The organism is Microscilla marina ATCC 23134, from assembly GCF_000169175.1.
GTDB classification, from domain to species: Bacteria; Bacteroidota; Bacteroidia; order Cytophagales; family Microscillaceae; genus Microscilla; species Microscilla marina.
The window spans coordinates 26,802-40,915 of sequence record NZ_AAWS01000060.1 but is presented as its reverse complement, the minus strand read 5'-3'; the positions used below and the strand labels follow the sequence as shown (position 1 = coordinate 40,915).

Genomic DNA, 14,114 nt, shown 5'->3' with positions numbered 1-14,114 from the left:
ACTAGAAGTCTGGCATTGTACCTGCTCGCTTTTTGCCAGGGTTCCTCGTTATTAGTGGCATATTTGAAAATCTTAAAAACCCTTTTTCAGGATTTTTGAAGTGATTGGCACGATACCGAATAAATGCTGTTTTGCCCATACTGAGAACTTACCCGATGCAATTCTTTGGGAGAGTTGAGCCCTAGCTGAGAGGCAAGTTTCTGAAAATGCGCCAGACTTACAGGATAGGGCACCCAAGGCGGGTTGGGTATTGAGGTATCGTATTCTATCAGAATAAAAGTGCCAGAGGGCTTGAGGTGTTGCAATACATTTTGCAATACCACAGCAGGGTCAGTAGCATAATGCAAGGCGTTTGCCATTACAATGCCATCAAACAAGGGTAAATCCATTGCCCGCTCAAAATTGCCTTCTTCTACGCTTATATTTACTTCATTTTGCTTAGGCAAACTCCACAATACATGAGGGTTTTTGTCTACTGCCCATACAGTACTTTGGGGTGCCAACAACATTTGCAAGGCTACCGTAAATACTCCTGTACCTGCTCCTATATCTGCCCATACTTGCGGTGCTTGGTTGGGCACTTGCCCTAATAGTTTGATTGTATCGATTGTTTCCATTTTTTTTATTTTTTAAAGCCACAGTTATTCGCAGCTCTGCTGGCAAAAGTGGCCTATTAAAATGTAAGGCGTGCCTACTTATCACTTAAAACTAACAAATGTATAAACCATTGAAAATGAGTATAATATAAATTTGTTAATTACCCATGAACCGAATCTACAGCAGCTTGCTGTGATGAGCTCAACGCAGTTAAACAAGGTGTACCTAGAACCTTGTCGGGGCTTAAAACTAACAACTTGTTACTACTTTAATCGCCTGCTGCTACTTTAGTCGAAATACTGCTTACAAAACACTTATTGCTTTGCCATGCTCCCCAACAGGTAAACAACAACAACACACCTAATACCGCAAAAGCACCTTTGGTTCCCCAAACCGGAATAACAAGGGTAAAACCATACACCAAAAATACCTGCAACAGTTTGCCAAACGACATCAGGGTAGAGTTCATTCGTCCAATCATGCGATTGTCAATGCTTTCCATCATGACAGTAGCACGTGCTACCCGCCTACCAGCATTGCCCCAGCCCATAAGCAAGCTAATGATCAAAAAACCACCTACCGAGGTATTCAACACCAACGCCAATACACACATACTATACAACAGTACACTCCAGATAACCAATACCCGGCCTTGTACCCTGGTTGTGAGTATAGGAATGGTAAGCCCGGCTATGATGGCACCTACAGACCATATTACCTCGTGCCAACCATATACCAAGGCATCGGCTTTGAGGGTTTTGGCAACATATATAGGCACCAAATACATGCCAATTAATACTGCAATAAAGGGCAACATGGTGTATACAAAAAAACTGGTGGTATGGCGATAGGTCTTAATAAAGCTTATCCCTTCTTTTACATTTTGCCAAACAGGTTTTACCTCAGCAAGGGTTTTGAGCACTGGTTGATAAGGAATGGCAGCAAAAAACAATGCCCCTAGTCCAAAGGTAATGGCATCTATCAACATTACATTGGCAAATGTAGTCACTTCTACCAATACCCCGCCCAAAGCACCTGCTACCATAAAAGCGATTTGTCCTTGAATCTCCAGCAAACTATTCAAGCGTTGGTATTGGTGGGGTTCAAACAACTCTTGGGTAAAAGCAAAACGGGTGGGAAAGTGTACACTGTAGACCATACTGCTAAAAAGCAACATAGCCACTAATGAAACTACGGCTGGTTGTGTGTGCTCCCATTCAACAAAAACAATGACCAGGGTGCACAAAAGACCAAAAACTTCAGCCAATACCAATATTTTTTTCGGGAAAACTTATCAATCAACGATCCGGTATAGAGCAACATCAGCATAGTGATAAGCGCAGTTGCCATGGTAGCATAGCCAAAAATTTGTTCGCCGTTAGGGTGCTTTACCACAACCACGGAATGGCGATCAGGGCAATGCCGCTGCCCATGTGACTCAAAATGTTGCCCAACAGCAGAAACTGGGTTTTCTTAAAGATAATAGTTCACGCATGTAAAGTATATAAAGTATTGAGTAATTGCATTGCCACCCGATAAACAAACAAAACTTGAAATTAGTTGCAACGAAAGGTGAATTGAAGGCAAAAGAAAAACCCTGATATGTGTATATCAGGGTCTGCTAAAAGTCTCTTATAATACTGTTTATAAACTTAATCGTTGCGCTCCATTATAAGCGAACCTTCTTCATTGTATATTTTCCAGCGGCCTACCTCTTCGCCCTTTATATAAGGGCCTTCAGCCGCAATCTTGCCATTTTGATGAAACATACGCCAGTATCCATCACGCTTGCCTTTAAAATAGGCGCCTTCTTGTAGTTTATTTCCATTGTCATAAAAACATATCCATAAACCTTCTTTCTGATCCCCCAAAACGCTTCCACTACAAGTAATTTCGGTTCCTTCAGTACCCCACAATCCATCTTCTCGCTCGTGAAGCAGGTTTCCCTGATCATCGTATATATACCAAATACCGGTTTCTTCTCCTACTTTATAATATCCATCGGCAGCCAGTACGCCGTTTCGATGGTAAAACTTCCAGTATCCGTGGCGTTTGCCATGCAGATAAGCCCCTTCTCTTAAAGTGTTGCCATTGGTATACCTGCACTTCCAGTAGCCTTGTTTAATATCCCCTACAAAACTTCCATAACAACTGATTTTTTCATCAAAAGAGTTGTTATAAATGGGGTGGTTCATGGGAAAATGTAAAACCCATGCAAATAATAAAATTTTTGCCATGGCGATTGTCATTTTTTGTTATTTGGTGCTTATTAACACTGTACTTTGCAAGTTGTTTTTCAAAATACAGCATTTCTCAATGTTAGAAAGCCTCTCAGTATTCACACTGTGGATATAGTATGTATAAATATAACGAGTAAGGCTTATATGAGTAACAAAGATAATATTTATTTACTTCAAAAATAACGATGAATTTACCTTTTAAGGATATAAATGCCTATGAAAGATTGGGAGCTTGTAGGTTTTTGACCAAAAAAAAACATAAACTATAGCATACTGGGTTACTTTAAGTCAAAGGCAGTATAAAATGGCAACACTGAAAAACACTCAAATAAACTTACAATTGAAACACTATGAAAACATTGAATTATTGGCTCTTGATGAGTTGTATGTTATGGCTGGCTGCCTGTGGCAGTAAGCAATATAACGGAGCTCAGTCAAAAGAAGAAATGACTATCCATTCAGAAGAAAAGACAGTCTCCAGTACTAAAAAAACAGGCTCTAAAGGCGATGGCACTGCGGCACACAAAATGAAAATACTGCAGGTACAAAACGTAAAAACCCCTAAACCTTTGGTCAAAAAAAATCAGAAAATCATTAAAACTGCAGATGTAAGATTTCAGGTAAAAAATCTGGCTAAAAGTATTGCAAAAATGCAGGCAATGATTAGAAAACACGAAGGTTATGTATCATCGGCAAAACAAGACCGCCAATACAACCGTTTGCAAAGCAAAATTGTGGTAAGGGTAGAAAGTGATAAATTTGAAGACTTGTTAGACGAAATGGTGCGCGAAGCAGTATTTTTGGATTACAAAAATGTAAAAGCCGAAGATGTTACTGAAGAGTTTGTAGACATACAAAGCCGACTCAAAACCAAACGCGCGGTAGAAAAACGTTACCTTGAAATACTTGAAAAAGCCAAAAGTATTGAAGAAATCCTCAAAGTGGAGAACCAGCTGCGGGTGATCAGAGAAGAAATAGAGGCTAGAGAAGGCAGGCTCAAGTTTTTGGTTGATCAGATCAACTACAGCACCATTAGTATGGAGGTATACCAACGTACAGAAGCCGCAGAAGTTCCTTCAGATGGTTTTTTCACTAAAATGGGGCGAGGTTTTGTTGCCGGCTGGAAAGGCATCCTTGGCTTTATCATTGGGTTGACTTATGCCTGGCCTACGCTGTTGGTATTGGGTGTAGGGGGCTTTTTCGGTGTTCGTTATCTGCGCAGGCGACTTACCAAAAAGGGATAGAGTTTGCAAATATTAGCAATAAAGGTTCCGGCGATCAGTCACATCTGTCTGGTCGTCGAAACCTTCACCATTCTTTTGGCCATCACTTAGGCCCCTACTGATTCGCGTTGTTGCGCCAACACTCCCATTACTTCGTCATAAGCGAATTTGCCTTTTTCAAGCGATTTTTTGTAGTTTTTGAGGTACTCCCCAAAAGATTTTGCCTGTGGTACCCCTGGTCCTCCTACGGTTTCCCAATAAAAGATTTGCCCTTTTGTACCTTTTTTGGCAGGAGCCAAATCAATGCACAATAAGTTGCCGTTGTTGTCTTCGGCAAAAGGAATCCACCCCTTATGCCACCATTTAAACTTTACAGCTCCTTTTTCTTTGATATACCAAGGTGTAAGATGCTCAAACTCACCTTGAGTTTTAAGGTTGGTAAGCAAACGCCAATTATCGTATATATCGCTGATACTTAACGACTTATACTCAAAAAACGTTACGCTTTGGTATTCGTTAAAACGGGTGAGAAAATCTTGAAAGTCTTCGGGCAACTCATAACCTATCTTGGCCGATAGTTTGGCTATGTCTTCTTTGGCTGCTCCTTTGGCGTGAAAGTTAATCAAGCTTTGGTTAGTGATCTTGGTAAGTTGCTTATCAACGTCCTCCCAGTACTTGTGAACTTGTTTCATACGGTTTTAAATATATGTTATGCTTAGGTATAATTACTAGTTGTGGACTCATAAAACGATGATTAACAATTAATAATTATGTAATATTAGCAGGTAACAAATTTAACGGTTCAAATACACTAACTGCACTTCGTGTAGGATATTTTGAAAAAAAACATGTTTCAGCGATAATATTTCGCTTTACTGCTGTGTCGTACATTCAAAAGGTACCATTATACGGTCACCCGGGTGGTTGTACCATTCAATCAAGTGTTTGATTGTACTGCAGGGTTATGCTGGGCAAACTCTACAATAAATTTAGCTCCTTTTTTTGGAGTACTTTCGCACCAAACCCGTCCTTGCATTGCCTCTACATATTGTTTTACTATAGACAACCCCAAGCCAGTAGATTTTTCTCCGGCAGTGGGGCGCGTCGATAGTTTTTGGTATTTGATAAATAGCTGAGACATTTCTTCGGGCAGTACGCCCTTTCCCTGATCTTGCACTTCTACCCTTATATTGCCTTCAGCTGCTACACAATGTACTTGTACCTGGCTATTTTTGGGCGAAAATTTAACCGCGTTAGACAACAGATTTTCAAGTATTTGGGTCAGATGGGTTTTATCTGCCCACACAATGCCTTCGCCAATCTGACTAATAATTTCTATGTTTTTGCGTATGGCTACGTGGGTAAACTCTTCTGATACCTGCCTTAGTAGTAACCTGATGTCTACTGGCTCCATGTGCAGCTTTGCTTTCTTAGACTCTATGGCTTCTATGTCTAAAATCTTATTGATAAGTTTAATCAACCGATCCGACGACTGCCCAATCATTTGCAGAAACGCCGCTTGTTTTTCGGTCAGGTTGTCGGCATTAGGGTCAATGATATGTACCAGGCTCGACATATGACTCAAAGGTACTTTTAAGTCGTGTGCTACTACGTGAATCAATTGATCTTTTTCGTAGTTGAGCTCCAAAAGTCTTTTGTTGGTTGATTGAATATTTTCATTTTGTTCTTTGATCATCTTATACGAATCGGCAAGCTTGAGAATAGAGTTTACCCTCGCCAATAATTCGGTACGCTCGATAGGTTTTCTAATATAGTCAATGGCTCCAGCATCCAGGGCTACCTTCAAATGGGCAGGTGACAACATCACCCCAGTAGCCATAATAATAGGAATGTCCTTGGTTACGTCTTGCGCCTTAAGGTAACGAATGGCTTCTATCCCCGACATTACGGGCATTTCCCAGTCCATAATAATGAGGTCAGGCTGTTTTTTTTCGGCTACTTTACAAGCTATCTTTCCATTGGTGGCATTTAGAATGCTGTAAATACCCGACGATTCTTCCAGATACCTGATAATAGTGTCGAGATTGCCAGGCTGATCGTCTGCTACTAAAATACGGTAAGTTTTCATAAGGTTGTTTTATATTGTCGAGAGTCGTCATATACATCACAATGCAGTTGCTCCACCGTTTGAGTATAACACTCCCTCCCCACAAATACACCAGACGCTAAAGCACCAAAAGGGCAAACATTGCCCCTTTGGTACCTCGCTATTCTATAAGTTTATTTGCACTACCAATCAATCTCTGCCAATCCCTTGGATTTCAAAAATTCGTTGGCACGGCTAAAGTGACGACATCCCACAAAGCCTTTTGCCATAGGCGAAGGGTGAGGGGCCTCCAGCACACAATGCTTGTTGCGATCTACCACTTTACCTTTGTCACGTGCGTATCTTCCCCACAACAAAAACACTACATTTTCTTTTTCATCCGAAATGGCCTTGATCACCGCATCGGTAAACTGTTCCCAGCCTTTGTTTTGATGCGATCCGGCAGTTTTGGCCCTTACTGTCAAAGTAGCATTCAACAGCAACACTCCTTGCTCTGCCCAACGTTCCAGGTTTCCCGACTTGGGAATATCTTTTCCCAAATCCTGGTTAATTTCCTTGAAAATATTGCGCAAAGAGGGAGGAATTCTTACTCCATCGCTCACCGAAAAACAAAGACCATTTGCCTGCCCCGCTCCGTGGTAAGGGTCTTGCCCTATGATTACCACACGCGTCCGGTCAAAAGGAGATTTATCAAAGGCATTAAAAATCTGATTACCAGGAGGGTATACTGTTTGACTGAGGTATTCATCTTTTACAAATGCTACCAAATCCTTAAAATAAGACTTTTCAAACTCTTCTTGTAGTTTTTCCTTCCAGGAATCTGCTATTTTTACGTCCATACAGTGTTTTTATTAGGTAAATTAATGGCTAAAAGTACAAAACAATTTTTTTGGAAAAAAATTTGCTAATCGAAAAGTAAAGTCTATATTTAAAAGCTTTGTTTTCAAAAATACAGGATGTTATTCCTCTCTCTCATTTTTACAAACATTAACCATATAATAAGATGATTACACAAATTACTGATGGCGTAAAGGTAAGTGTTGTCACAGAGTATCAGGCAGATTATTCAAGCCCCCGACAATCGCATTATGTATTTACTTACCGCATTACCATTGAAAACTGCAGTGCCTATACAGTACAGTTGCTTCGCAGACATTGGTTTATATATGATTCTAACAACACTCAAAAAGAAGTCGAAGGCGAGGGGGTGGTAGGTCAACAGCCTGTGCTTGAGCCTGGCGAAACTCACCAGTATGTATCTGGCTGCAACCTAAAAACAGGTATTGGCAAAATGAACGGTACTTATTTGATGGAGCGCGTAGTAGATGGTAAACAATTTAAAGTAGTAATTCCCGAATTTGTGTTAATTTTGCCCTATTTGCTTAATTAATCTCAAATCGCTTTACATTGATAAAAGAATATTTACGCCATTTAGTTACGGCAAAAACAGTACGTTCGGTACATTCACCTTTTGTGTTTGAGTTATATACCCAAACGATTAAATCCTCAAAAAAATACCGTGAGTTTATACCTATAGAACAGCTAAGAAAGAGTTTGCTCAAAAATCATCAGTCTATTGCCATCAAAGATTTGGGAGCAGGCTCTAGAAAAAGTTCTAACAACACACGTAAAGTGAGCCAAATTGCCCGGTACGCTGTTTCTAACCGAAAAACCAGTCAATTACTTTTCAAACTTGTCCGTAAATTCCAACCTAAAACCATCGTAGAGCTGGGCACTTCGCTGGGTATTAATACCCTGTACCTTGCTCAAGCCAACCCCAAGGCCCATATTACTACGCTGGAAGGCTGCCCCAATATAGCTGCCATTGCCCGAAAAAACTTTGCTCAAAGCAGTGGCCACCACATTCACGTGGCTGAAGGCAATATTGACCATACACTGCCTGTAATACTGGACACCCTGCCCCTGCTCGACTTTGTGTTTTTTGATGCCAACCACCGCTACACACCTACCCTGCAATATTTTGAGCTTTGCTTGGCCCAGGCACACGAAAACAGCCTATTTGTGTTTGACGACATCTACTGGTCGGCAGAAATGCAACAAGCCTGGCAAACTATCAGGCAACACCCCGAAGTAACCCTTAGCATCGACTTATTTAGGGTAGGATTGATTTTTTTTAGGAAAAATCAACCGGTACAGCATTTCAGGCTACAGTTTTAATCTATACTATCAAACAATTATTTTCTCACCCGATTTTGCGTAAAATTATTATTTTTGTGCAACTGCTCTCAGTAGTTTGCCTGCAACATGCTGTAATGAGCAATTATTATATATTACACAAACATTTAAACGTACATACAAAATGAAAGGAAGAATTGTTGGATTAGGAGGGTTGCTGCTCATTTTAGTGCTTTTGTTAAGCATGTGGAGCTGCCAAAACTCTAAAGGAGGAGTAAACAGTGGGGTTAACGCCAGAAAAATAATTACCAATGACAAGCCCAACCCTCAAGCTCAGAAAATACCCGATGTACAATTTACTACCCTTGACGGGAAACCCTTTACGCGCAAAGACCTTGACAAAAAAACCACCATGTTTTTCTTGTTCAATTCTTTGTGTCATCATTGTCAAGACAACGCCAAGAACCTGGTCAAACACGCTAACCAGTTAAAAGGTAAACAAGTAATTCTGTTTTCCAGTGAGCCAATCAAAGCACTGAAAACGTTTGATGAGGCTTATGAGATGAATAAGTATGACAACTATAGGGTAATGCAAATTGAAGAGAAAAAAATATTTGATTACTTTGGCCATGTCATGACTCCCAGTGTATTTATCTATAACCGTCACCACGAGTTGGTGCAAAAAATCAATGGAAACACTTTCTTTGAGTTTATTTTAAATAATGTACCAGTAGACCAAAGCTAAGGAATAGAACTTTATTTTTACACCATTCCTAAGTAAAGCAAAAAAGTTAGTTTGATAGGCTATATAAAAAAGAAAAACCCTCATTGCTTCAAAAAACAATGAGGGTTCTTTTTATAAAAAAAATGATTAAGTCATCAAGGGCTTAACCATTTTAAGATATAAACCATATTAAATTAAGTGTCTTTTATCTTTGACCATGTCAAACAATAGTTCTTTGGCACGGTGCAGTTGGGCTTTTACGGTGCCCAGTGGAATTTCAATTTCTTTGGCTATTTCATCATAAGAGAACTCCTTAAAGTAGCGTAGCTCTACCAACCTTTGGTATTTGGGCGGAAGCTTGTTTACAATGAGTTGCATCAATTCTATTTTTTGACTTCTGATGGCCTCTTCCTGAGGGTCACGATTGCCGTCTTTGATGTCTAGTCCCACTTCTTCACCATTATCATCTTTGAAAGAAGAACTGATGCTGAGGGTTTCCAGTTTTTTCTTTCTAATAAAATCTATACAGTTGTTGGTAGCAATACGAAACAACCAGGTGCTAAAAGTATATTCTTTCTTAAACTTACTCAATCCTTTAAAGGCCTTGGCAAAAGCTTCGATAGTTAAATCCTCGGCATCGTCGGTGTTTTTCACCATTTTAAGCATCGTATGATACAATGGCTTACGGTAACGATCCATTAATTCAGCGTAGGCTTTTTGGTCGCCATTTTCTTTTGCTAAATCAATTAGTTTGAAATCTCTGAGAGCTTTTTCCGAAAATTGTTTGTTTGATTTGCCTACGTCCATTTTATTCTCTTTCTGCTAATTGCTAATGATCCTATGATAAATATATAAAAAATGTACAAAAAATCCAATGTAGGAATCCACCACACGTTTACATCAATACGCAATTTACGAATTATTACATTATAAATTGATAGTAAAACTAACATTCTCAATGAAAATAGAAAAATTATTCCTTCAAATATTGGTTCATTTGAATTATATAGCTCAAATATCGTCCCTAAAATACTCAAAAACCAAAATAAAGTTTGTGTAAACAGTAAAAAACCTAACAAGTACTGATATTTAGCCTGGTAGAGTTTTCCTACTGACAAATGTCGTAATTTTTGACGATACCAGTCAGTCCAGGTAGTTTTAGGCACTGACAATATGTGCGCTTCCGGGTGCATACATACGCTTGTATTATGGGCATTGGCTACCTGATTGATAAATAAATCATCGTCGCCCCCGGTAATTCCCTTGAACCGCTCAAGTATTTCTCCATTAGCAAATAATTTTCGCCTATAGGCTAAATTACGCCCTACTCCCATGTAAGCTTTACCCAATAAAGCAAAAGACAGGTATTGTATTGCTGTAAAGAAGGTCTCATATTGTATAAACCAGTTAAGTACCCCTTTATGTTTAAAATAAGGCGAAAAACCTAGCACAATTTCTATATGAGGATCAAGCAAAGGCTGACACATGTGTTGTATCCAGTGGGGCGAATTGACCGCACAGTCGGCATCGGTCAATAATATTACGTCATAACGGGCTGTTTTTACCCCTTGCACCAAGGCGTGTTTTTTGGCATTCCAACCCTCTGGAGTTTGATCTATAGTGACCACACACAAACTACTATGGATGGACATTTGGGCTTCGAGCCAGGCTGCCGATGCATCGGTTGAGCGGTCGTTGACAATGATGACTTCAAACTCAGGGTGTTGTTGGGCCAGTATACCAGGTAAGAATTTTTTGAGGCGGGGTAATTCATTGTGGGCGCATATTACAACCGATACTTGAGGCAATGATAACTGAAACAAGGACAGTTCCTTCTGAGGCAATGCAAGCAATGGATGCCGGGCAAGCCGGGCAAAAAACCTGAGCAAAAAAAATAGTTGCCCCAGCGTAACAATCAATAATAAACTGAATAATAAATAAGTCACTTGGATGAAATGGTTGGTGGTGTTTGTGTCACAATAGTCCATAGTATTTAGTCGATAGTCCATAGCTGATTCGAGTAAATGTTCACCTTGTTAAATGCTGTAAACCAGTATTTTATATTAAGGTTGTGTACTCACTTTATTTTTAAAAGTGTTTCGGTTGTATGCCTAAACACCCAATTAAATAGTTTTTAAATTCATCAATAACTGATAAACAGCAAACAACTTTGACTAAAATCACTGCGGAGTGTTTGTGCCACAAAACAAAACAATATAAGAATAGTGTTCAAATTATTTTGCAAATCACTGATGAACAGCCCTATCTTTGTTGCCTTTTTTTAGGTCCCTTGTACAATAGTTTTCACAGTTTTTACCGCATCAAGTTATGAAATTTGAACTAAAAGCCACCGATCCTAACAGCAGTGCCCGGGCTGGTGTAATGACCACCGCCCACGGTGATATACAAACCCCTATTTTTATGCCGGTAGGCACCGCTGGCACTGTAAAAGCGGTTCATCAGAGAGAAATCAAAGAAGACATCAATGCTCAGATTATTTTGGGGAACACCTACCACCTTTACCTTCGTCCTGGGCTTGATATTCTCAAAAAATTTGGTGGTTTACATAAATTTAATGGTTGGGATCGCCCCATTCTGACCGATAGTGGTGGCTACCAGGTATATTCGCTGGCGGGTATTCGCAAAATAAAAGAAGAAGGAGTTACTTTTCAATCACACATCGACGGGTCAAAGCACCACTTTAGCCCCGAAACCGTCATGGACATTCAGCGTGCCATTGGTGCCGATATTATGATGGCGTTTGATGAGTGCACCCCTTACCCTTGTGAATATGACTACGCCAAAAAGTCTATGGAAATGACCCACCGTTGGCTAAAGCGCTGTTGCGACCGGTTTGACGCTACCCAACCTTTGTATGGGTATGACCAAACGCTTTTTCCGATTGTACAAGGCAGTACTTACAAAGACCTAAGAAAACAGTCTGCCGAGGTAATCGCAAGCTTTGAGCGAGATGGCAATGCTATAGGTGGGTTGTCTGTGGGAGAGCCGCATGAACTAATGTATGAAAGCACTGAATTGGTATGCAGTATTTTGCCCAAAGACAAGCCGCGCTATCTGATGGGGGTAGGTACTCCCGAAAACATTCTGGAAGGGATTGCGCTGGGGGTAGATATGTTTGACTGTGTAATGCCTACCCGCAACGCCCGCAATGGAATGCTTTTTACGACCCAGGGGGTGATCAATATCAAGAATAAAAAATGGGAGGATGACCAAACGCCTATAGATGAACACCTGGGGGGCTATGTCAGCACTTTTTACTCCAAGGGTTACCTGCGCCACCTGGTGCATTGCAAAGAGATGCTGGGCGCACAAATAGCCTCAGTGCATAACCTTACTTTTTACCTTTGGTTGGTAAAGCAAGCCCGTGAGCAAATATTGGCGGGTACTTTTCTTGAATGGAAAAACAAGATGGTAAAGCACTTGATGCAACGTTTGTAGCTATTAGCGACTAGCTATAAGCTTCAAGCAACAAGTATAAGTACAGGTTACCCAAGACAAACTTGAATAACAGCCTCAAACTTGTTGCTAAAAGTTTGAACACTATTAGTGACTAGCTATAAGCTTCAAGCAACAAGTATAAGTACAGGTTACCCAAGACAAACTTGAATAACAGCCTCAAACTTGTTGCTTTTTGCTAAAAGCTTGAAGCTACTACTCCCTTATATTTTTTCGGTGGAATGTAGAAATGAGCCAAAAAGATTAGAATTTTCGTTCTATATTTGAAAGTTGGCAATTATACAATTAAAATAATGCTCAAAAGGTTAGACAAGTATATACTAAAGAAATTTTTAGTTACCTTCTTTTTTGTGGTGATTATATTGATCTCTATTATAGTGATCATTGATATTACCGAAAAGATTGGGGACTTTAACAAGATGGATCAAACGGTTTGGCAAATCTTTACGAAGTATTACCTCAACTTTATTCCTTACTGGGCAAACTCCCTCAGTCCTATCCTCATATTTATAGCTACAGTATTTGTAACCGCCCGCCTTGCCACTCATACCGAAATCATTGCTATTTTGAGCAGTGGCGTAAGTTTTAAACGTATGCTGGTGCCCTACCTGCTGGGCTCTTCACTGATAGCAGTACTTACCTTTTACCTCATTGGGTGGGTGATACCCAAAGCCAACCGGGTAAGGCTCAAGTTTGAAAATACCCACATCAAAGACAAGTTCTATTTTACTGACCGCAATGTGCACTTGAAAATAGCTCCCAATACCTTTGCTTACATAGAAAGCTACGACAATACCAGTCATGTGGGCTACAAATTTACCCTCGAAAACATCAGTGGCTTTGAGTATGACGGCAAAAGACAACAGAAAAAGTTAAACAGTAAGGTAGAATGCCGACGCATATTGTGGGACAAAGACCGCAAAAAGTGGGTCATGGAAAACTATAAAATTACGGAGTTTAACCGAGGGGATTCTCTCAACTATAAGATTACTTACGGGCAAAGCCTGGATACTTTGATGAATCTGAAACCATCAGATTTTGAAAGCAAGTACATGTTCAATGAACAGCTTACGTCTGATCAGCTGGAAGCCTATATAGCGGAACTGAAGCAACGGGGGGTGGGCAAACTGGAAACTTATCTGGTAGAGCGTTATGAGCGGATGGCCTATCCTTTTGCCGTAATTATTCTCACCGTGATTGGAGTAATTGTGTCGAGCCGTAAAACCCGTGAAGGCGCAGGGCTACAAATAGCGGTGGGGTTTGGACTGGCTTTTATTTATGTCATGTTGATTATGGTGAGCCGGAGTATTGGTAAAAATGGAGAGTTGCCCCCCTTGGTTGCTGCCTGGATGCCCAATATCTTATTTGCTTTGATTGGTTTAATTATGTACAAACGGGTGCCTAAATAGTATTTATACTTGGAACGGCATGATTAACCGAAACCTGGTTATTCTAATGGTTGTCGCTCCGCTCATTGTTACGCTCCGCTTAATGGCTAAAATGGTTGCCCCGTTCTGCAACGGGATGCAAGCACGCGATGCGGTACAAAGGTTGGAACCTAAAAACGTTTTTTTATCCCATTCACAGTATATTTACTCTAATTGCCCAATTTTATACCTGGCAGGTTTTAGAAACCTGCCAGGTATAAT

14 protein-coding genes are annotated in these 14,114 nt (G+C 40.2%); 6 read left to right on the top strand and 8 right to left on the bottom strand.

The window, feature by feature from the left end:
* Nucleotides 1–86: 86 nt before the first annotated feature.
* The 3 genes from M23134_RS32510 to M23134_RS32495 all read right to left on the bottom strand — a co-directional run bounded on the left by M23134_RS32510 (nt 87) and on the right by M23134_RS32495 (nt 2,834).
* Complete coding sequence (locus tag M23134_RS32510; protein WP_002704061.1) at nt 87–617, bottom strand: class I SAM-dependent methyltransferase; 531 nt, start codon at nt 615–617, stop codon at nt 87–89.
* A 248-nt stretch (nt 618–865) separates the two neighbouring features.
* Nucleotides 866–1,870: an MFS transporter gene (locus tag M23134_RS32505; RefSeq protein WP_075164097.1), complete on the bottom strand. Its 1,005-nt coding sequence runs from the start codon at nt 1,868–1,870 to the stop codon at nt 866–868.
* A 379-nt stretch (nt 1,871–2,249) separates the two neighbouring features.
* Nucleotides 2,250–2,834, bottom strand: a complete 585-nt coding sequence (locus tag M23134_RS32495) for a toxin-antitoxin system YwqK family antitoxin (RefSeq protein ID WP_045114795.1) — start codon at nt 2,832–2,834, stop codon at nt 2,250–2,252.
* A 353-nt stretch (nt 2,835–3,187) separates the two neighbouring features.
* Between M23134_RS32495 and M23134_RS32490 the strand changes: the two genes are divergently transcribed.
* Nucleotides 3,188–4,081, top strand: a complete 894-nt coding sequence (locus tag M23134_RS32490) for a DUF4349 domain-containing protein (protein WP_002704054.1) — start codon at nt 3,188–3,190, stop codon at nt 4,079–4,081.
* Nucleotides 4,082–4,167: 86 nt separating this feature from the next.
* On the opposite strand, the gene M23134_RS32485 is transcribed toward M23134_RS32490, so the two are convergent.
* From M23134_RS32485 to ung, 3 genes are all read right to left on the bottom strand, one after another.
* Entirely contained in the window at nt 4,168–4,752 is a 585-nt protein-coding gene (locus tag M23134_RS32485; protein ID WP_002704052.1) for an SMI1/KNR4 family protein, read from the bottom strand.
* Nucleotides 4,753–4,997: 245 nt separating this feature from the next.
* On the bottom strand, nt 4,998–6,149 hold the full coding sequence (locus tag M23134_RS32480; RefSeq protein ID WP_002704050.1) for a hybrid sensor histidine kinase/response regulator: 1,152 nt from the start codon (nt 6,147–6,149) through the stop codon (nt 4,998–5,000).
* A gap of 161 nt (nt 6,150–6,310) precedes the next feature.
* The gene (gene ung / locus M23134_RS32475) at nt 6,311–6,967 is read right to left on the bottom strand and encodes a uracil-DNA glycosylase (RefSeq protein ID WP_002704048.1); all 657 of its coding nucleotides are present in this window, start codon (nt 6,965–6,967) and stop codon (nt 6,311–6,313) included.
* Nucleotides 6,968–7,131: 164 nt separating this feature from the next.
* Here ung and apaG point away from each other — a divergent pair, with 164 nt between their 5' ends.
* From apaG to M23134_RS32460, 3 genes are all read left to right on the top strand, one after another.
* Nucleotides 7,132–7,518, top strand: a complete 387-nt coding sequence (apaG, locus tag M23134_RS32470) for a Co2+/Mg2+ efflux protein ApaG (RefSeq protein ID WP_002704047.1) — start codon at nt 7,132–7,134, stop codon at nt 7,516–7,518.
* 17 nt (nt 7,519–7,535) lie between these two features.
* Nucleotides 7,536–8,306, top strand: coding sequence for an O-methyltransferase (locus M23134_RS32465; RefSeq protein WP_002704046.1), 771 nt, complete (start codon nt 7,536–7,538; stop codon nt 8,304–8,306).
* Between the two features lie 142 nt (nt 8,307–8,448).
* A complete protein-coding gene (locus M23134_RS32460; RefSeq protein ID WP_045114794.1) occupies nt 8,449–9,009 on the top strand; it encodes a peroxiredoxin family protein in 561 nt (186 codons plus the stop codon).
* 168 nt (nt 9,010–9,177) lie between these two features.
* On the opposite strand, the gene M23134_RS32455 is transcribed toward M23134_RS32460, so the two are convergent.
* On the bottom strand, nt 9,178–9,795 hold the full coding sequence (locus tag M23134_RS32455) for an RNA polymerase sigma factor (RefSeq protein WP_002704044.1): 618 nt from the start codon (nt 9,793–9,795) through the stop codon (nt 9,178–9,180).
* Nucleotides 9,786–10,976 (bottom strand): glycosyltransferase, encoded by a 1,191-nt coding sequence (locus tag M23134_RS32450; protein WP_002704043.1) that lies wholly within the window; start codon nt 10,974–10,976, stop codon nt 9,786–9,788. The genes M23134_RS32455 and M23134_RS32450 overlap by 10 nt, the downstream gene beginning before the upstream one ends.
* 340 nt (nt 10,977–11,316) lie before the next feature.
* Between M23134_RS32450 and tgt the strand changes: the two genes are divergently transcribed.
* Together tgt and M23134_RS32440 are read left to right on the top strand one after the other, a co-directional pair.
* A complete protein-coding gene (gene tgt, locus M23134_RS32445; protein WP_002704042.1) occupies nt 11,317–12,447 on the top strand; it encodes a tRNA guanosine(34) transglycosylase Tgt in 1,131 nt (376 codons plus the stop codon).
* Between the two features lie 311 nt (nt 12,448–12,758).
* Complete coding sequence (locus M23134_RS32440; protein ID WP_002704041.1) at nt 12,759–13,874, top strand: LptF/LptG family permease; 1,116 nt, start codon at nt 12,759–12,761, stop codon at nt 13,872–13,874.
* Nucleotides 13,875–14,114 lie beyond the last annotated feature (240 nt).